General features: G+C 33.8%; 19 protein-coding genes and 1 riboswitch. Of the genes, 14 read left to right on the top strand and 5 right to left on the bottom strand.

All coding sequences use genetic code 11. The features are described from left to right. Positions 1 to 12: 12 nt before the first annotated feature. Both FLP_RS19275 and FLP_RS19270 read right to left on the bottom strand, forming a co-directional pair. On the bottom strand, positions 13 to 981 hold the full coding sequence (locus tag FLP_RS19275) for an iron ABC transporter permease (RefSeq protein WP_065451104.1): 969 nt from the start codon (positions 979 to 981) through the stop codon (positions 13 to 15). Positions 982 to 1,046: 65 nt separating this feature from the next. Then, entirely contained in the window at positions 1,047 to 2,189 is a 1,143-nt protein-coding gene (locus FLP_RS19270; RefSeq protein ID WP_065451103.1) for an ABC transporter substrate-binding protein, read from the bottom strand. Between the two features lie 173 nt (positions 2,190 to 2,362). On the opposite strand from FLP_RS19270, the gene FLP_RS19265 reads away from it, so the two are divergent. The 8 genes from FLP_RS19265 to FLP_RS19230 all read left to right on the top strand — a co-directional run bounded on the left by FLP_RS19265 (position 2,363) and on the right by FLP_RS19230 (position 10,165). Then, complete coding sequence (locus FLP_RS19265) at positions 2,363 to 2,725, top strand: C1orf53 family protein (RefSeq protein WP_065451102.1); 363 nt, start codon at positions 2,363 to 2,365, stop codon at positions 2,723 to 2,725. Between the two features lie 26 nt (positions 2,726 to 2,751). Beyond that, positions 2,752 to 3,141, top strand: a complete 390-nt coding sequence (locus tag FLP_RS19260; protein ID WP_065451101.1) for a four helix bundle protein — start codon at positions 2,752 to 2,754, stop codon at positions 3,139 to 3,141. Positions 3,142 to 3,156: 15 nt separating this feature from the next. Next, positions 3,157 to 3,666 carry a bifunctional adenosylcobinamide kinase/adenosylcobinamide-phosphate guanylyltransferase gene (gene cobU, locus FLP_RS19255; protein ID WP_065451100.1) on the top strand — a complete coding sequence of 170 codons (510 nt, stop codon included), beginning with the start codon at positions 3,157 to 3,159 and terminating at the stop codon, positions 3,664 to 3,666. Positions 3,667 to 3,871: 205 nt separating this feature from the next. After that, the gene (gene cobT, locus FLP_RS19250; RefSeq protein ID WP_065451099.1) at positions 3,872 to 5,551 is read left to right on the top strand and encodes a nicotinate-nucleotide--dimethylbenzimidazole phosphoribosyltransferase; all 1,680 of its coding nucleotides are present in this window, start codon (positions 3,872 to 3,874) and stop codon (positions 5,549 to 5,551) included. 58 nt (positions 5,552 to 5,609) lie between these two features. Then, positions 5,610 to 6,407 (top strand): adenosylcobinamide-GDP ribazoletransferase, encoded by a 798-nt coding sequence (locus FLP_RS19245; protein WP_065451098.1) that lies wholly within the window; start codon positions 5,610 to 5,612, stop codon positions 6,405 to 6,407. Further along, positions 6,392 to 6,925, top strand: a complete 534-nt coding sequence (gene cobC, locus FLP_RS19240) for an alpha-ribazole phosphatase (RefSeq protein WP_065451097.1) — start codon at positions 6,392 to 6,394, stop codon at positions 6,923 to 6,925. Before FLP_RS19245 ends, cobC begins: the two co-directional genes overlap by 16 nt. Before the next feature lie 67 nt (positions 6,926 to 6,992). Next, positions 6,993 to 7,199: riboswitch (cobalamin riboswitch) on the top strand. Positions 7,200 to 7,226: 27 nt separating this feature from the next. Further along, on the top strand, positions 7,227 to 9,089 hold the full coding sequence (locus FLP_RS19235) for a TonB-dependent receptor plug domain-containing protein (RefSeq protein WP_065451205.1): 1,863 nt from the start codon (positions 7,227 to 7,229) through the stop codon (positions 9,087 to 9,089). Positions 9,090 to 9,094: 5 nt separating this feature from the next. Then, positions 9,095 to 10,165 carry a YncE family protein gene (locus tag FLP_RS19230; RefSeq protein ID WP_065451096.1) on the top strand — a complete coding sequence of 357 codons (1,071 nt, stop codon included), beginning with the start codon at positions 9,095 to 9,097 and terminating at the stop codon, positions 10,163 to 10,165. Positions 10,166 to 10,238: 73 nt separating this feature from the next. On the opposite strand, the gene FLP_RS19225 is transcribed toward FLP_RS19230, so the two are convergent. Then, positions 10,239 to 11,711 (bottom strand): S41 family peptidase, encoded by a 1,473-nt coding sequence (locus tag FLP_RS19225; RefSeq protein WP_065451095.1) that lies wholly within the window; start codon positions 11,709 to 11,711, stop codon positions 10,239 to 10,241. Positions 11,712 to 11,872: 161 nt separating this feature from the next. On the opposite strand from FLP_RS19225, the gene FLP_RS19220 reads away from it, so the two are divergent. The 5 genes from FLP_RS19220 (at position 11,873) to yiaA (ending at position 14,479) form a co-directional block, all read left to right on the top strand. Then, positions 11,873 to 12,382: an RNA polymerase sigma factor gene (locus FLP_RS19220; RefSeq protein ID WP_065451094.1), complete on the top strand. Its 510-nt coding sequence runs from the start codon at positions 11,873 to 11,875 to the stop codon at positions 12,380 to 12,382. Beyond that, positions 12,369 to 12,827, top strand: a complete 459-nt coding sequence (locus FLP_RS19215; protein WP_065451093.1) for a hypothetical protein — start codon at positions 12,369 to 12,371, stop codon at positions 12,825 to 12,827. The genes FLP_RS19220 and FLP_RS19215 overlap by 14 nt, the downstream gene beginning before the upstream one ends. 17 nt (positions 12,828 to 12,844) lie before the next feature. Next, positions 12,845 to 13,372, top strand: a complete 528-nt coding sequence (locus tag FLP_RS19210; protein ID WP_065451092.1) for a DUF4252 domain-containing protein — start codon at positions 12,845 to 12,847, stop codon at positions 13,370 to 13,372. 1 nt (position 13,373) lies between these two features. Continuing rightward, positions 13,374 to 13,910, top strand: a complete 537-nt coding sequence (locus FLP_RS19205) for a DUF4252 domain-containing protein (RefSeq protein WP_065451091.1) — start codon at positions 13,374 to 13,376, stop codon at positions 13,908 to 13,910. 158 nt (positions 13,911 to 14,068) lie between these two features. Continuing rightward, the gene (gene yiaA / locus FLP_RS19200) at positions 14,069 to 14,479 is read left to right on the top strand and encodes an inner membrane protein YiaA (protein WP_065451090.1); all 411 of its coding nucleotides are present in this window, start codon (positions 14,069 to 14,071) and stop codon (positions 14,477 to 14,479) included. Positions 14,480 to 14,549: 70 nt separating this feature from the next. On the opposite strand, the gene carB is transcribed toward yiaA, so the two are convergent. Both carB and rpmH read right to left on the bottom strand, forming a co-directional pair. Further along, positions 14,550 to 17,405 carry a carbamoyl-phosphate synthase large subunit gene (gene carB, locus FLP_RS19195; protein ID WP_065451089.1) on the bottom strand — a complete coding sequence of 952 codons (2,856 nt, stop codon included), beginning with the start codon at positions 17,403 to 17,405 and terminating at the stop codon, positions 14,550 to 14,552. A 147-nt stretch (positions 17,406 to 17,552) separates the two neighbouring features. Beyond that, on the bottom strand, positions 17,553 to 17,714 hold the full coding sequence (gene rpmH / locus FLP_RS19190; RefSeq protein ID WP_008464848.1) for a 50S ribosomal protein L34: 162 nt from the start codon (positions 17,712 to 17,714) through the stop codon (positions 17,553 to 17,555). 166 nt (positions 17,715 to 17,880) lie between these two features. Between rpmH and FLP_RS19185 the strand changes: the two genes are divergently transcribed. Next, positions 17,881 to 18,396, top strand: coding sequence for a hypothetical protein (locus FLP_RS19185; RefSeq protein ID WP_065451088.1), 516 nt, complete (start codon positions 17,881 to 17,883; stop codon positions 18,394 to 18,396). Positions 18,397 to 18,523 lie beyond the last annotated feature (127 nt).

The raw sequence follows: 18,523 nt of genomic DNA, 5'->3' as shown, positions 1-18,523 counted from the left end.
GTGGGCCATTATTTACTGAAAATTTCTTTTTCTCATTAATAAATAAACTACAACCGGTGCTCCAATTATGGATGTTATGGCATTAATAGGCAATGTTGTGTCTAATCCCGGTAATTGAGATGCCATGTCACAAAATAACATGATAATGCCGCCGTAAAAAAATGTGCTCCAATATAAAACAGCGTGATTACTGGTTTGAAATGTTAGTTTTGCAATATGCGGAACTGCTAATCCTATAAACGCTATTGGTCCGGCAAAAGCGGTTACACTTCCGGCTAAAATACTTGTGGCAAATATAATAATGAGTCTCGCTTTTTTATAATTCAATCCCATACTCTTAGCATAATTTTCGCCAAGAAGCAATGCATTTAGCGGTTTTATGCTGCTGGCGCTTAAAAGCAACCCCAAACCAACGCAAACTGCTAGTATCGAAATAGATGTCCAGGAAAGGTTTCCGAGGCTTCCTAACGACCAAAAAGTAAATTTTTGCAATTGTTCAGCCGAACTAAAATAAGTTAAAACGCCTACAATAGCACTCGTAAAACTACCAAACATAAGTCCTACAATTAAAATTGCCATTGTGTTTCGTAAACGCTGTGCTACTAATAAAACCAATAGTAAAACCAGGATACTTCCTAATGTTGAGGCGAACACAATTCCGTATGGTGATAATAAGATTGAGTTTAAAAATGACGGTAAAAAACCTGCTCCTAAAATCACAATGGCTACGGCTAATATTGCTCCGGAACTTAATCCTAAAACATCCGGCCCCGCCAGCGGATTCCTGAATAAGGTTTGCATTAATAGTCCGCTAATAGCCAGACCTACGCCAACTAACATTGCCGTAATTGCTTTTGGCAAACGATAATTAATAATGATATATTCCCAGGTCGATTTACTGGCTTGACCACCTGTTAAACTCGTATATACTTCTTTGAACGGAATGGTAACAGACCCCAAACTAATGTCCAGAAAAAACATAAATAAAAGTGTTAAAGCAAGTACCGAAAACAGGATTATATTTCGCTTTTTATTGATCAATACGTTTAGTTTAATTTTGATGCAAAAGTAAATTCATAGCTTGGCAATAAATCAGGATGAAAAATCTTGATATAATCTTTCAATACTAAATCCGGACGGCTTGGAGCCGATTCATAATAAACAGTTCCTCCTGTTGCTCCGTATTTACCTTCGAATGTATACACATTTTTATTTTTAAAGGCATCAAACTGACTGTAATGCGGGTTGGTTTTTTCTATTTCTGCCAAAGTCTTAAACGATCCGGAAGCAATCCAAAAATTAGCCGTTTTGGCTTTTACCAAGACTTTTTCAAAAGATAAGCCTTCACTTCCCGTTCCTTTTAAGTCTGCCCATAAATAATTAGCGTGAGCATCTTTCATAAACTGGGCTACCCAGCTGTTTCCTTTGGCTACATACCAAACATCTTCATACATCGAACCATATAAAACAGATGAGGCTGCAGGTTTATCAGCTACTAATTTTTTTGCCTGATCATAACTGGTAACAATTTTATCAAATAATTCTTTGGCTTTGTCTTCTTTACCAAATAAAGCTCCGTAAAGTTTGATCCATTCTGCTTTTCCTAGTGGAGATTGTTCCATCCAGTCGGCCTGAATTAAAACATTTAAACCACTTTTTTTCAAATTATCCAACGCCGAATTGTTGTTGTCTACACCAAAAGTTACAATCAAATCCGGAGACAATTCGATTAATTGCTCGATATTTAATTTTTCGTTTTCACCTACATTTTTAACGGATCCTTTGTCGATTAAAACTCTGGTTTTTTCTGATGAAACATAATCTGTATGCGGAAATCCAACTAATTTATCTTCGACTTCGAGCATCTCGAGAAATGGAATATTAGTGGTTGAAGTTACCACAACAGACTCTAAAGGAATTTTTATTGTGGTATATTTTTGCAAACTATCCGGAACCTTCGCTTCTTTTTCTTTTAGAATATAAGTAAATTTTGCATTGGAATTTGGCCAGGGCTCAGAAACTGTTACAACTGAATATCCATCGTGCTTTACTATAGAAAGTCCCGATGCGTATTCGATACTGTTTTTCGCAATTTCATTTTTTACAATGGCTTCTGTTTCATTTTTTTTGCATCCAACAAGAACAAAAAAGGGTAAAATAAAAATCAGTTTTGGTAATAAATGTTTCATATATGGGTTATCTTATTTTTAAGGAATAGTTTTTGCATTCTCCATTTTATCTCGTAATGTAAACTATTACCGGATAAATTTTACTCTTTTCGAGAGTTACAAAGGTAACGCAATTTCTATTTTTTTTGTTTACCTTTATTCTTACAAAACCAAAAAAATACCATCTTTAACCTATGAATAGCATAAAAACGAAAGTTTGCTCAAGTTGTGAATCTTCTTTTAGTTGTGGAGATATTTCAGAAGAAAGCAAATGTTGGTGCAATGACTTCCCTCCTATTTTTAACCTTTCTGAAGGAGGCGATTGCCTGTGTCCGATTTGCTTTAAGGAAGCTTGCGAAGACAAAATTGATGCTTATGTAGAAACAATTACCCCTCAAAAAGCACTTATAAACAAAGCAATATCATTACCTAAACAAGAAAAACTAATTGAAGGAATCGATTATTATATCGAAAATGACAAGTACGTTTTTAAAACCTGGTTTCACCTAAAAAGAGGAACTTGTTGCGGAAATGATTGCAGGCATTGTCCTTATTGATAATTATAAATTGTTAGTTGTTAATTATGAAAAATAACGTTGTGAAAAATAAAAGTTTTGATTTTGCTATTAGAATAGTAAAATTAAGTCAATATTTATCAAATGAGAAAAAAGAATTTACCCTTTCAAAACAGTTGCTTAGATCAGGAACTAGCATTGGTGCAATCGTAAGAGAAGCTGAACATGCTGAAAGCAAAAACGATTTTATTCATAAATTTGCAATCGCACAAAAAGAGGCAAATGAGCCTGCTTACTGGTTGGAATTATTGTACGCAACTGATTATCTGAATAAAAAAGAATTTGAAAATATCAATAATGATGCAATAGAAATTTTAAAACTAATAACCAGCATTATTAAATCTACAAAAAATCAAATCGTTTCTAAGCAGTCCCTCAAATTAACAACTAACAATTAACAATTAATAATTAAAATGGTTTACTTAATTACCGGAGGCGAACGATCAGGAAAAAGTAGTTATGCCCAAAACCTGGCTTTACAACTTTCAGATTCACCAATTTATGTCGCAACTGCAAGAAAATGGGATGCCGATTTCCAGAACAGAATCGATCGTCATCAGCAGGAACGTGACGAACGATGGACAAATATTGAAGAGGAAAAATATTTAAGTAAAATTGATTTTACCCAAAAAGTAGCGCTGATCGATTGCGTAACACTTTGGTTAACCAACTTTTTTACCGATCATAAATATGATGTGAATTTAAGTTTGGAAGAAGCAAAAAAAGAGTTTCTTTCGATAGTAAATCAGGAAAATACAACTTTAATAATTGTAACTAACGAAATCGGAATGGGTGTTCATGCCGAAACTCATATTGGCAGAAAATTTACCGAATTGCAAGGCTGGATGAATCAGTTTCTGGCTTCAAATGCTGATGAAGTGGTGTTGATGGTTTCGGGAATTCCGGTTAAGATAAAAGGCTGACAATTTCAAAAATCAATATCAATGACAATTGCAATGTGAAAATCCAAAATTTCAAATTTCAATTTTTAAATTCCAAATTCCAACCTTATACTTTATCTTTACTTTAATCTTTAAATTTTCAAATTGCCATTTGATTTTTGCAATTGATATTGTAATTGCCATTGAATTGGAATTTGGAATTTAAAAATTGTAATTTAAAGAATTTATGAGCTATTTAGATGATATTTTAAAATCGCGCCGGGATACCAGACATTTTACTGCTGATAAAGTTCCCGATGAAGTGATTGAGAAAGCTTTACAGGCCGGACATTGGGCACCATCTGTTGGATTGACCGATGCTACGCGCTATTTTATAATAAAGTCTGATGAAGTTAAAACAGCTGTAAAAAATCTATTTTTAGATTACAATAAAAAGGCTGAAGAACTTACCGATAATCCCGAACAAAAAGAGCATTACAAATCGTTGAAACTTGAAGCGATTGAAGAAGCACCAATTGGACTTATTATTGCGTACGATCGATCGGTTTTAAACCAATTTACGATTGGGACTGTAGGCAGTAATGAAGCTGTAAAATTTAGTTCGGTTTGTGCGGCACAGAATATCTGGCTTTCGCTTACAGAACAAGGTTACGGCATGGGGTGGGTTTCGATTTTAGATTATTACCAGTTTAAAAAAATTCTCGATTTACCTGAAAATATGGAGCCTTTGGGGTATTTCTGTATTGGAAAACCGGCAACGAATTATGACAATCAACCGATGTTGCAGCAATTGCATTGGAAACAAAAATCTGAAGCCCCGATTTGTAAAGAAATTAAAAATGTTGCTGAAAATTTTATTACAGATTTTAATCTAAAAGTTGAAAACGAGGTCGAAACTAAAAATGATTTCGGTACAATTTTACAGGAAAAAATAGATTCTAAAACTAAACCTGTTGGTTCTTTAGGAAGTCTCGAAAAGCTGGCTTTTCAAATGGCAACAGTTTTTGAAACTCTAAATCCAAAAATAACAAAACCAAATATAGTAGTTTTTGCAGCTGATCACGGGATTGCAAATCATGGAGTGAGCGCTTATCCGCAAGATGTTACGCGACAAATGGTGGGTAATTTTCTTGATGGCGGTGCGGCAATCAATGTATTTTGCAATCAAAACAAGATTCAATTATCAATTGTAGATGCAGGAGTAAATTATGATTTTCCTACCAATGCGAATTTGATTCATGCAAAAATCGCCAAAGGAACGCAGTCTTTTTTGCACATTCCCGCTATGAGCGAAACCGAATTGCAATTGTGTTTCGAAAAAGGAAAATCAATTGTCGAAAATATTGCCAAAACCGGTTCTAATTGCATTGGTTTTGGCGAAATGGGAATTGGAAATACTTCTACGGCTTCGGTTTTAATGAGTCTTTTAACAGGTTTACCTATCGAAGATTGTGTTGGAAAAGGCACCGGAGTTGAGGATGACAAACTGCTTCAGAAACAAAACTTACTCAAAAAAGCAATTGAAAATTATTCCGGTCAAGCCGAATTAAAACAGCAGCTCGCCTATTTTGGAGGTTTTGAAATTATACAAATCGCCAGCGGAATGTTGACCGCCCTGGAAAACAAAATGCTGGTTTTGGTTGATGGTTTTATTTGTAGCGTGGCTTTTTTGATTGCTTCAAAAATAAATCCCAATATTAAAAACAATGCTGTTTTCTGTCATTGCTCTGCCGAAAAAGCACACCAAAAACTTCTTGATTATTTAGATGCAAAACCTATTTTAAATCTGGATTTACGTTTGGGCGAAGGAACGGGTTGTGCCATTGCTTTTCCTATTTTAAAATCGGCTGAAACTTTTTTGAATGATATGGCAAGTTTTGAAAGTGCAGGGATTAGTAGGAAGTGAAAAAGTCGCAGTTTTCAGTTTCAGTTTTCAGTCTTAAATTTATAATTACCTTTTTTAAATGAAAAAAGAACTACATATTTTCTTTACCTCTTTAATGTTCTACACCAGAATTCCTTGTCCAAAAAACATCGACCATCATCCTGATTATTTAAACAAGGCCACTCGGTATTTTCCTTTGATTGGCTGGATTGTTGGCAGTATTTCTTTTCTGGCTTTTTATCTTTTTTCTCTTTTTCTTTCTGTAGAAACAGCGGTAATTTTTGCATTAATCATTTCTGTTCTTACCACAGGAGCTTTTCATGAAGATGGTTTTGCAGATGTTTGTGATGGTTTTGGCGGTGGCTGGACCAAGGAAAAAATCCTGATCATTATGAAAGACAGCGCTATTGGCGCTTATGGAGCCATTGGTTTGGTTTTATTGTTTTTAGTGAAATTCAAATTACTTTCAGAATCAATTTCTCTTTTCAAAGGAGATAATACTACATCGCTTATTCAAGTATTTCTTTTATTTGTTTCAGCGCACGCTTTAAGCCGTTTGGCTGCGATCTCTATTATTTTTACACATGAATATTCAAGAGACGACGCTTCGAGCAAAAGTAAACCTATTGCTAAAAACCATTCCTGGAAAGAAGTTTTAGGTTCTTTTTTCTTCGGATTGCTTCCTCTTTTTGTTTTCTCTTATTTTCAATATAAATTCCTTTTAGCTTTAGTTCCGGTTTTTATAACACGGTTTTTTCTAGCACGTTATTTCCAGAAATGGATTGATGGATATACTGGTGATTGTCTTGGTGCAACACAACAGGTTTGTGAGGTTGTTTATTATTTAAGCCTACTTTTGATATGGAAGTTTATCTAGTTCGTCATACCGAAACAATTTGCGAAAAAGGAGTTTGCTACGGACAATCGGATGTAGGATTAGCAGAACCTTTTGAATCTGTTTTTGAAAATATCGTTTCGCAATTACCTTCTGAAGCAATAATATTTTCCAGTCCGTTGAAACGTTGTGTGATTTTAGCAGAATACATTCAAAAAAATATTAAAACGATTGCATTTGAAAAAGAAGATCGTTTAATGGAAATGCATTTTGGCGATTGGGAAATGAAAAACTGGAATGAGATTCCGCCTGAACAACTTAATCCCTGGATGGAGGATTTTGTAAATAGTAGCATCTCCAATGGCGAATCGTTTATAAGATTACATGAACGAGTTGGTGATTTTTTATCTCAAATTTCAAAAGAAATAACAAAACCTATCATTATCGTAGCACATGCTGGAGTGATTCGTAGCATTTTATGTCATCATACTTCATTGCCGCTAAAAGATGCCTTTAATAACAAAGTAGATTTTGGACAAGTTATCAAAATCGAACTTTAATTATAATTTTGTTTCCATTTTAGTTTTAAAAGTCAAACAAATTAGAAAAATCGACATTTTTAACTTTATCTTTGCAGCCAATTAAGGTTGTGTTATTTCAAACACATTAAAAGGGAATCAAGTAATAATCAAATCTTGAGCTGTACCCGCAACTGTAAGCTTAGTTCTAAAAAAGAATGATTGTTGTTATCTACAAACCACTGCTCGCCCCCGCGAACGGGAAGGTAAACAACAAGACGCAAGCCAGGAGACCTGCCTTTGTAACAAATATCGAGCTCTCGGGAAAAAGAGTGTAGAAATTATGACTTTGAAAAAACTTTTTGCTTTTTGTTTATTCTTCTTGTGCCAGATTATTGTAGCGCAGAGTGATACTATTAATAACTTAAAAGAAGTTATTGTATCTGATGCGAATCTTAAAAAGTACTCCGCCTCACAATCGGTTCAGGTACTGAATGATTCCGTTATCAATAAAAACCAATCTTCCTTAACGTCTCTATTAAATTACAATACTGTCATTTATTTTAAGGAAAACGGTCTTGGTATGACATCCGGACCTTCTTTTAGAGGAACCACTGCGGCACAAACAGCAGTTATCTGGAATGGTATAAACATTAATTCACAATTTTTAGGTCAGACAGATTTCAATACTATCGGAACAAGAGATTTTAATTCTATAGCTGTCAAAGCTGGTGGAGGAAGCGTTTTATACGGAAGCAGTGCAATCGGCGGAAGCATTCACCTTAATAATGATTTGAGATTTAAAAATGAATTTTCGAATCAGGTATTTTTTAGCCTGGGAAGTTACAATACTTTGAGTGCCAACTATTGCATTAACGCATCTTCTGATAAATATAGTCTACAGGTTAATATCTCCAGAAATAGCTCTGATAATGATTTTAAATATCCCGGCACAACAGATCAGAGAAACATAAATGGTGAATATTATAACACTAGCATGAACACCACTTTTGGGTATAAAATAGATGCTAAAAACACCATAAAAGTATACAGCCAGTTTTATGATGCAGAACGTCATTTTTCTTTAATTACACCCTCAGAAAGCAAAACAAAATACAACGATTTTAATACCCGAAATTTAGTAGAATGGGAAAGTGTATTCAATCGTTTTACATCAAAACTGAAATTGGCGCATATTGGGGAATCGTATAAATATTTTAGCAATATAGATTCTGAACTATTTACATATGGTAAAGTTGAAACTTCTATCATAAAATATGACTTGGCTTTTGATGTAAATGACAAAATCAAACTAAACACCATTGTTGATTACAGTCACAATAAAGGATATGGCTCGAGCATCGATCATGCAAAAAGAGAAGTTGGTTCGGCTAGTTTATTATTAAGTCATCTCGTGACTGACAAATGGGATTATAATGCCAGCATTCGTCAGGAAGTAACCGATAATTTTGGGAATCCATTTCTGTTTTCTTTTGGAACTCGTTATCAATTCACTGATTTTTATCGTTTGAAATTTAATGCTTCCAAAAATTTCAGAATGCCTACATACAATGATTTGTTTTGGGAAGGAAGCGGTAATCCTGATCTAAAACCTGAAACTTCTTATCAGGCAGAAATTGGCAATGAGTTTTTTACAAAGAATTTTTCTGTTTCTCTAACCACCTATTATAATTCTATCAAAGACTTATTACGCTGGGTTCCAACTGAGGGAAGCGGCGGCGCGTGGTCACCTGAAAACACAGATAAAGTAAGAGCTTATGGTGCCGAAATACTATTAGAATGGAGACCCAAAATAGGAAACAATAATTTTACGGTTAACGGAACTTACGCCTATACGGTTTCTGAAAGTAAACAAATAATAAAAGGAGAATCTGTTTACAAGCAATTGATTTATGTTCCTTACCATAAACTAACAGGATCAGTTTCTTATAATTGGAAAAAAATATCTTCTTATTTTCAATATTTATACAACGGAGATGCTTACACAACGCCTTTTAACAATCCTGCAAGTAAAGTAAAAGATTACAATATTGGAAATATTGGTATTGATTACGATTTTGGAAAAAAGAACAGTTATAAACTTGGTATACAAGCTTTAAATATCTGGAATGAAAATTACCAACCCGTTGCCAGCAGACAAATGCCGGGAAGAAATTATACAATATACATAAACCTTAATTTTTAAATACAATGAAAAGATTTAACAAACTATTTTTAACTGTCATACTAAGCTCGGCATTTTTTGTGTCATGTAGCAATGATAATGATGATACTACACCGGAACCTCGTGGAAATTACGAAGGGGGATTATTTATTGCAAATGAAGGTCAATTTCTTAAATCGAATGGAAATGTATCTTATCTATCAGATGATTTAAAAATTGAAAACAATGTTTTTTCTTTATTAAATCCTGAAAAAACAACAAACGACATTATTCAATGCATCGGTTTTAATGGAGACTTCGCTTATCTGATTGTAAATAATTCTAATAAAATTGAAGTAGTAAACAGATATACTTTCAAGAGTGTTGCTACTATTACTGCAAGCATAAAAAACCCAAGATATATCGCTTTTGCAAATGGAAAAGGATATGTTACAAACTGGGGAGTAGGAGAAGATGCTAATGATGATTACGTAGGTATTCTTGACCTTGCTACAAACACTATAACATCTAAAATTCCTGTAGTTGAAGGACCTGAAAAAATAATTGAAAACGGCGGTAAACTTTATGTAACTCATAAAGGAGGTTATAACTTCGGAAATTCATTAACTGTAATTAATTCTGCAACTAATTCAGTGGTAACTAACTTTGTAGTAGGTGATATGCCGTCAGCATTGGTAAAAGATAGTGGAAGTCTATATATTTTATGTGAAGGATACCCTTACTATGCTCCTACCCAAACAGCTGGTAAATTAGTAAAGGTGAGTTTAAGCGCTAATACTATTACCTCTACTCTTAGTTTTGAAGGTATAACACATCCTGGATTTTTAGATATTGAAAACGATAAATTATATTACACTATTGACAGTAATATTTACTCTCTTACTACAAGCGCTACAACTTTACCAGCTGCCCCAGTTTTCAAGGCTGCTGAAGTTACTTCTCTTTATGGCCTGGCAGTAAAAAACAGCAAAATATATGTTGCAGACAAAGTAAATGGTGTAGATAATGGAGATATTTATATCTATTCTCTAACAGGAAAACTTGCTAATGATTTTAGCGTAGGTGTTAATCCAAACGGATTTTACTTTAACAACTAACCTAACAATAGAATTAGTTTATTATTTTGGATAAAAAAAGGCTTTCAGAAATTGAAAGCCTTTTTTATGTTTATTATTTTAATGCTCTTAAAAGTCCTTCCGGAGCATCTTTAACATACATCTGATTTCTGATGCCGTTCATTGCTTTGGCATCTGTAAAATTCTTTAAAGCTATACCTTCATCGAGTTGTGCTTTTTTAGCAGTTGCTCCTGTAATTTGCGAAATAGCAACATTTAATAATGGCTCTGATGTATCACCTAAAACGCCAAGATTGCTAATACGTTCCAATTGTTCATAAGTTGGTTTTAGACCATCTGTATATTCTCCAAAATCTGCAGCATTTACTATTTTAAGCACCAAGGGCTGCATCGCGTATTTATGATTTAGATTTCTTTGTGCTTTGCCAAAAGTGGGAGAATCGTATAAAGTAACAGAACCAACGTTTTTACCAACTGTTGTTTCTCCAATCTGAACTACTGAAATATAGGGCACCAAACCATTTATGACTAACTCACTCGCAGAAGCCGTACCGTCTGTTGTCAGAATATATATTTTGGATAAGTTTAAACTATTTATTGCCGATCCGTCTATTTTGTCTACAAAACGATTATTTAAAAATTCCGGATTATCAATTTCAAAAGCTGCATTTATCTTAGCATTCCATTTTTCTTTAGAAAAAATCTGATTCGTAAACTGACCTGTAATCATACTTGCCAAACGCGTTGCGGTTTGTATAGAACCACCGCCGTTATATCGCAAATCTAAAACAAGATCTGTAATTCCCTGCGATTTCAATTCACCAAAAGCAGCATTTAATTGCGCATCGTAATTGGCATAAAAACCATTATACATTAAATAACCAATTTTATGACTTCCTGAAGTTATTACTTTATTAATAAAAATAGGGTTTTCGTCTAAAGTTGTTTTTACTAACGAAATTGTTTTCCCGTTAGACTCAAAACCAGTACCATTAAAAACAACCATATTTAAGGTATAGCTATCCGCAGCCAAAAGAGATCGATAGTTTGAAACTGTAAGTTGGGTTCCGTTTATTGCTGTAAAAAGATCACCACGTTTGATTCCTTTTCCCGAAGCATCAGAATTAGGAATAATATAACGTACGTAACCTATCAAATCTGTTGTACTATTAGGTTTATAACTTAGACTAAAATCGACACCATTATTTTTTGTCGTTCCCTGAAGTTCCTGCTCTAAAACAGTATAATCAGGAACAATCCAGCTAAAGCGATCAATTGCCTGACCTTTTGGGAATTTGCTAATAGGTTTATTTAATAAAGCCTGAAATAAATCTTCAGGTTGAGAATATCCTCTTAAAAAAGAATTTAATGCTTCCTGACTATTAAAACGATCATCGGCTAAATTGGGCACGTCGGCTTGCCATAAATAAAACTGATTTAGCCCTTTCCAAATGAAATCTTTCACCTGTAAATCGGCCGGAGCCACAACATCATCCTGATCTTCACAAGATTGCAAAGAAAATACGAGAAGAAATAATAACAGTACGCTCTTTAAAATTGTTTTCATATAGTAGGTATCTATGTAGTATTAACGTAAAAATAGTATCTTTAGTTTTAACAATGATATTTTTAAAGTATTTTTTTATTATAAAATTTCCACGCTCTGTGTAACAAAAATAATAGTGCCTCGTCTTGACTATATAAGCTAACGAATAACCAACCAATTTTATGAATCAGAATGTGTTTATAGAATTAATAAATCCTTTTAAAGACAAAGTTTTTCGTCTGGCAAAAAGATTATTAACCAGTACAGAAGAGGCCGAAGATGCTACGCAGGAAGTAATAGTTAAATTATGGAATAAAAAAGAAAGTTTGGACAACTACAATAGTGTTGAGGCATTAGCAATGACAATGACCAAGAATTATTGTCTCGATCAGTTAAAATCAAAAAGAGCCGGAAATCTTCAAATTGTACATAATAACTATACTGACAGGGAACCTCAACTGGATAAGAAACTAGAGGATTCGAATAGTTTAGAATGGGTGGAGAAAATTATAAGTCAGTTGCCCGAACAATTACAAATATTAATTCAGTTACGCGATGTTGAACAATATGAATTTGATGAAATTGCGAAAATTGTCAACATGAATGAAACGGCTATTCGGGTAGCACTTTCGAGAGCGAGAAAAAAAATAAGAGAATCAATGTTTAACACACACAGTTATGGAATTCAATAAAATAGAAGATATATTAGAAAAATACTTTCAGGGAGAAACCAGTATTGCAGAGGAAAAAGAATTAAAAGACTATTTTTCTTCACCAAATGTTGCGCAGCATTTAGAACAATACAAACCTATGTTTGGTTATTTCTCTCAGGTAAAAGAACAAAAATCGACGCAGGACATACCACTAAAAACTAAAAAACGAAATGTGGCGTGGTTATCGATTGCGGCTTCAGTTGTTGTTTTACTAGGAGTTGGAACCTATTTTTATGTAAGCGAAAAAAATGCAGCTCCGGCTGTGGCGCAAACAGAACTAGGAACCTATGATGATCCGGAAGAAGCATTAGCAGCAACGCAAAAAGCTTTGGCCTTATTATCAAGCAATGTTAATGTAGGTATCGAAAGTGTACAATACATTAATGAATACGAACAATCAAAAAACAAAATTTTTAAACAGTAATTAAAATTCAATCAAAAATGAAAAATTTCATCATAACACTAGTTCTCGCATTCGTAACCACTACTTTTTATGCACAGGGAGCATTTGACAAATTTGATGGTCAGGACGATGTAACCTCAGTAATTGTAAACAAAAAAATGTTTGATTTAATGAGTAAAGTAAAAGCTGATCCCTCTGATAAGGAAACACAACAATACATTAATCTCATTAAAAAATTAGACAACTTAAAAGTGTTTACTACTAAAAATCCTAAAATTGAAGCCGACATGAAAGCCTCTGCTGACAAATATGTAAAAACGGCAGGATTAGAAGAATTAATGCGAATTAATGATGGCGGCAGAAACGTTAAAATCTCTGTAAAATCTGGAGCATCAGATTCTCAAATAAGAGAATTATTAATGTACGTTGATGGTGCTAAAAACGACGAAACTGTTTTATTATCTTTAACAGGTAATTTTGATATCAACGAAATTTCAGTACTTACAGATAAGATGAAACTTCCTGGCGGTTCTGATCTAAAAAAAGCCTCTAAAAGCAAAAAATAAGATGAAAACCAACATTTTTACCTCAGCCCTTTTAGTATTACTAACTTTAGTAAGTTGTAATTCTGATCCTTCATTGCAGAAATATTTTGTAGAGAATACAGACAATAAAAATTTTATTGCTCTGGATGTTTCGCCCAGTATTTTAAACGTAGAGAAAACAAAACTATCTGCAGAACAAACCGAGGCTTTAAAATCATTTGATAAGATGAACATTCTGGCTTTTAAAGCAAATGCCGCCAATCAGGTTCAGTTTGAGGCAGAAAGATCCAAAGTAAAAGCGATTCTAAAAGATCCAAAATACCAGCAATTGATGAGTTTTGGCTCAGGTAAAGATGGAGCATCAATAAGTTATGTAGGTTCTGATGACCATATTAAAGAATTTGTCGTTTTTGCCAACAGAAAAGAAAACGGTTTTGCAGTGGTTAGGGTATTAGGCGAAAATATGAACCCAAATAACATCATGACTCTAATGTCGGTTTTAAAAGAATCCAAAATCGACATGGAACAATTGAAGCCTTTACAACAATTGATTAAATAATACGTCTTACTTACTTTAAAAGAGAAGCTCCATATTTTGGAGCTTTTTTTATATATTATTTTTACAGGATTAAACTGAATAATTCTTTATTTAATTTGCTTTGATATGACCCTAATTTATCTATATTTGTTCTTAACCAAAACATGAAATAAATTAATATGGTACAAAAAACATCGAATGCCTTTATAGCGGCATCTTGGGTAGCTCTTGGAGCGGGAATGGTTGGATACATCGTTGGACTTGCAAGAGCAGAAATGTTGCTAAATGAAAAAGGATATTATTTCACCGTTTTAATGTTTGGTCTTTTTGCTGTTGTTTCATTACAAAAAAGCGTTAGAGACAGACTTGAAAAACTTCCCGTAACAGATATCTACTATGGAATTTGCTGGTTCGGAACACTATTATCAATTGTATTATTAGCCGTTGGACTGTGGAATGCTACAATTTTACCAAGTGAAAAAGGTTTCTACGCATTTGCATTTTTACTAGCATTGTTTGGCGCTATTTCAGTACAAAAAAATACGAGAGATAATATGGCTCATACTCAAAACGAAAATTTGAATAGATAAATATCGAAACTTACCAGAAACAAAAAAGCTCCAATTTACATTGGAGCTTTTTTTATATCAGGATTTGAGATTATTTACTCAAATACATTTTTCTTCTAGAGTACAATTCGTAGAATTGATCGTCTTTTAAGTCATCAATAAACAAGATGCTTTCTCCTGTTGATTTCATCTCTGGTCCTAATGCTTTGTTTACATTGTGGAATTTACTGAAAGAGAAAACCGGTTGTTTAATCGCGTAACCTTTCAATTGCGGATTAAAGTTGAAGTCCGTTACTTTATTGTGTCCTAACATTACTTTTGTAGCGTAGTTCACATAAGGTTCTCCGTAAGCTTTTGCAATAAAAGGTACTGTTCTTGAAGCTCTAGGATTTGCTTCGATAATATAAACCGTATCATCTTTAATAGCAAACTGAATATTGATTAAACCAACAGTTTTAAGCGCTCTCGCGATTTTCACCGTATGATCTTTTATTTGTTGCATTACAAATTCTCCTAAGTTAAAAGGAGGCAAAGTAGCATTACTATCTCCAGAGTGCACTCCGCAAGGCTCGATATGCTCCATAATTCCGATGATATACACATTTCCATCAGCATCACAAATTGCATCAGCTTCAGCTTCGATTGCTCCGGCCAAATAATGATCTAAAAGTAATTTATTTCCTGGAATCGTTTTCAATAAGTTGATAACGTGCTCTTCTAATTCTTTCTTGTTGATTACAATTTTCATTCCCTGACCTCCTAATACATAAGAAGGACGAATCAATAACGGAAAATCTAAAGTATCTGCAAGAGCAGAAGCTTCATCAGCCGTTTCAGCAATTCCGAATTGTGGGAAAGGAATATGTAATTCTCTTAATAAATCTGAGAAACGTCCTCTATCTTCGGCTAAGTCAAGTGCATCAAAACTAGTTCCGATGATTTTTACTCCGTACTTAGATAATTTTTCAGCCAGTTTCAAAGCCGTTTGTCCACCTAACTGTACAATAACACCTTCTGGTTTTTCATGCTGAATGATGTCATATATATGCTCCCAGAAAACTGGTTCGAAATATAATTTATCCGCTGTATCAAAATCAGTCGAAACTGTTTCAGGATTACAGTTGATCATGATGGTTTCGTAACCACATTCTTTAGCAGCCAAAACTCCGTGTACACAAGAATAATCAAACTCAATTCCTTGTCCAATTCTGTTTGGTCCTGAACCAAGAACTATGATTTTCTTTTTATCAGTAACAATACTTTCATTATCTACATAGCGTTCACCATTTGCTTTTTCGATTTCGGCCTCAAAAGTTGAATAGTAATAAGGTGTTTGCGCTTTAAACTCAGCCGCACAAGTATCAACCAGTTTAAACACACGGTTAATGTTTTGGTCCATACGTAGAGTATGTACTTCGCTTTCTAAACAATTTAGCATGTGAGCAATTTGTCTGTCGGCAAAACCTTTTTGTTTCGCTTCAAGCAAAAGTTCTTTTGGAAGATTAGAAATTTTATAGTTCGAAATTTCTTTCTCTAAAGTATAAAGCTCTTCGTATTGTTTCAGGAACCACATATCAATTTTTGTGATTTCATGAATACGGCTCAACGGAATTCCCATTGCAATCGCATCATAAATTACAAAAACACGATCCCAACTTGCAAAAGTTAGTTTCTCAATAATCTCTTCGTAGTTTTTATATCCTTTTCCGTCAGCACCTAAACCGTTTCTTTTGATTTCTAAAGATTGAGTAGCTTTGTGTAATGCTTCCTGGAACGAACGTCCAATTCCCATTACTTCCCCAACAGATTTCATCTGAAGACCTAAAGTTCTGTCAGCACCTTCAAATTTATCAAAGTTCCAACGTGGTATTTTTACAATTACATAATCTAAAGTTGGTTCAAAAAGAGCCGAAGTTGATTTTGTAATTTGATTTTGTAATTCATCTAAATTGTATCCTAAAGCCAGTTTAGAAGCAATTTTAGCAATTGGATAACCAGTCGCTTTAGATGCCAATGCAGAAGAACGAGACACACGAGGATTAATCTCGATCGCTACGATATCTTCTTTTTCGTCTGGCGAAACTGCAAATTGCACATTACAACCTCCAGCAAAATTACCAATACTACGCATCATCAGGATGGCATAGTCACGTAATTTTTGGAAAGTCGTGTCTGATAATGTCATTGCAGGTGCAACCGTAATCGAATCTCCGGTATGAATTCCCATTGGATCCATATTTTCGATCGAACAGATAATTACAACATTATCATTCTTGTCTCTTAAAAGTTCCAACTCATATTCTTTCCATCCCATCAAAGCTTTATCTATTAAAACTTCGTGAATTGGAGAAGCTTCAAGTCCGCGTGTTAAAAGCTCATCAAAATCTTCTTTTTTGTAAACAATTGCAGCTCCTGTTCCTCCTAGAGTAAACGAAGGACGAATTACAAGCGGGAAACCAAATTCCTGAGCAATCTCTTTACCTTCTAAATAAGAAGTAGCCGTTTTTGCCGGTGCAGTTGGCACATTAATTCTTTCTAAAAGCTGTTTAAACTGCTCTCTGTCTTCGGTAATATTAATAGCGTTTACATCAACCCCAATTAATTTTACTCCAAAATCCTGCCAGATTCCTTTTTCTTCAGCCTCCAAACATAAATTCAAAGCTGTTTGTCCACCCATTGTTGGCAAAACAGCATCAATTTGTGGATGTTCTTTCAGAATCTCAATAATCGATTTTGTAGTTAAAGGTTTCAAATAAACATGATCGGCCATTGTTGGGTCGGTCATGATAGTCGCTGGATTCGAGTTTATCAAGATAACTTCAATTCCTTCTTCACGAATAGAACGTGCAGATTGAGAACCTGCATAATCAAATTCGCAAGCTTGACCAATAACAATAGGTCCTGACCCTATTATTAAAACTGATTTTATTGATGTGTCTTTAGGCATTTTATTTGTATTGTGTAGTTATATAAAGTACTTTAAAAAACATTCGTAGTGTATTCTAAACTAGAACGTTGCATCTTTTTTTACCGACAAGGTATAAAAAAAGGCGATACTAAAAAAGTAATCGCCTTATGTATGTTTATACAAACATTATTTTTTGTGTCTAGGCTCGCTAGAAACAGTTAATTTATGTCTTCCTTTTGCTCTTCTACGCGCTAGAACTTTTCTTCCATTCGCAGAAGCCATTCTGTCCATAAATCCGTGCTTATTTCTTCTTTTTCTTTTCGATGGTTGAAACGTTCTTTTGCTCATTGCTTTGTATCTTTAAAATGGTATCTAATATCTCTTTTCTGTTTTAGAATATCGTTATTCTAAAACCGAGTGCAAATATACAAAGACTTTTTTTTCTGGCAAGTACTTTAATAAAAATATTTTTAATTCATTTTACTATATTTGCAATCACAAATATACATCTATTATGTTTCACAAGAATATTAAACTTATTTTGGCCGGACTTCTTGTAGTTGCTGGCGTTTGGCAATTTACTGAAAGTAATATCGGGAACGGAATCTTCCTTATATTATTAACGGCAATTCCGATTTTTCTTTACTTTAAAAACGAATTTATCCTTTTAGCTTTCCTTAAATTAAGAAAACAAGACTTCGAAGGTGCTAAAAAATGGCTGGCATACATCAAAAACCCGGAAGCTGCTTTAGTAAGAAAACAACAAGGATACTTTAATTACCTACACGGAATCATGTTATCCCAAACAAATATCAACCAGGCCGAGAAACATTTCAAAAAAGCTATCGAGCTTGGACTATCAATGGATATGGATTTAGCCGTAGCAAAATTAAACCTTGCCGGAGTTGCAATGTCACGCCGCAGAAAGCTTGAAGCAACTAATTTATTAAACGAAGCTAAGAAATTAGACAAACAAGGAATGCTGAAAGAGCAAATCACAATGATGAAAGATCAAATGAAAAAAATCTAAAATTGCTGAAATTCCAAATATTTAAAATCCCAAATTCCAATTAATGGTATTTGGGATTTTTTTTGTTGCTTTTTATTTTTTCAAAATATTATGGAATTTGGAATTTAAAAAATTTGGGATTTTAAAG

This window comes from Flavobacterium piscis, assembly GCF_001686925.1.
Classification (GTDB): Bacteria; Bacteroidota; Bacteroidia; order Flavobacteriales; family Flavobacteriaceae; genus Flavobacterium; species Flavobacterium piscis.
This window is presented reverse-complemented; position numbering and strand designations above follow the sequence as displayed.

Coding starts and splice junctions, on each gene's coding strand:
- FLP_RS19225 (WP_065451095.1), bottom strand. CDS start 11,711: ATGAAAACAATTTTAAAGAGCGTACTGTTATTATTTCTTCTCGTATTT.
- FLP_RS19205 (WP_065451091.1), top strand. CDS start 13,374: ATGAAAACCAACATTTTTACCTCAGCCCTTTTAGTATTACTAACTTTA.
- FLP_RS19275 (WP_065451104.1), bottom strand. CDS start 981: ATGTTTTTTCTGGACATTAGTTTGGGGTCTGTTACCATTCCGTTCAAA.
- cobC (WP_065451097.1), top strand. CDS start 6,392: ATGGAAGTTTATCTAGTTCGTCATACCGAAACAATTTGCGAAAAAGGA.
- FLP_RS19215 (WP_065451093.1), top strand. CDS start 12,369: ATGGAATTCAATAAAATAGAAGATATATTAGAAAAATACTTTCAGGGA.
- FLP_RS19220 (WP_065451094.1), top strand. CDS start 11,873: ATGAATCAGAATGTGTTTATAGAATTAATAAATCCTTTTAAAGACAAA.
- FLP_RS19270 (WP_065451103.1), bottom strand. CDS start 2,189: ATGAAACATTTATTACCAAAACTGATTTTTATTTTACCCTTTTTTGTT.
- FLP_RS19260 (WP_065451101.1), top strand. CDS start 2,752: ATGAAAAATAACGTTGTGAAAAATAAAAGTTTTGATTTTGCTATTAGA.
- FLP_RS19185 (WP_065451088.1), top strand. CDS start 17,881: ATGTTTCACAAGAATATTAAACTTATTTTGGCCGGACTTCTTGTAGTT.
- rpmH (WP_008464848.1), bottom strand. CDS start 17,714: ATGAGCAAAAGAACGTTTCAACCATCGAAAAGAAAAAGAAGAAATAAG.
- FLP_RS19210 (WP_065451092.1), top strand. CDS start 12,845: ATGAAAAATTTCATCATAACACTAGTTCTCGCATTCGTAACCACTACT.
- FLP_RS19245 (WP_065451098.1), top strand. CDS start 5,610: ATGAAAAAAGAACTACATATTTTCTTTACCTCTTTAATGTTCTACACC.
- FLP_RS19265 (WP_065451102.1), top strand. CDS start 2,363: ATGAATAGCATAAAAACGAAAGTTTGCTCAAGTTGTGAATCTTCTTTT.
- FLP_RS19230 (WP_065451096.1), top strand. CDS start 9,095: ATGAAAAGATTTAACAAACTATTTTTAACTGTCATACTAAGCTCGGCA.
- cobT (WP_065451099.1), top strand. CDS start 3,872: ATGAGCTATTTAGATGATATTTTAAAATCGCGCCGGGATACCAGACAT.
- yiaA (WP_065451090.1), top strand. CDS start 14,069: ATGGTACAAAAAACATCGAATGCCTTTATAGCGGCATCTTGGGTAGCT.
- cobU (WP_065451100.1), top strand. CDS start 3,157: ATGGTTTACTTAATTACCGGAGGCGAACGATCAGGAAAAAGTAGTTAT.
- FLP_RS19235 (WP_065451205.1), top strand. CDS start 7,227: ATGACTTTGAAAAAACTTTTTGCTTTTTGTTTATTCTTCTTGTGCCAG.
- carB (WP_065451089.1), bottom strand. CDS start 17,405: ATGCCTAAAGACACATCAATAAAATCAGTTTTAATAATAGGGTCAGGA.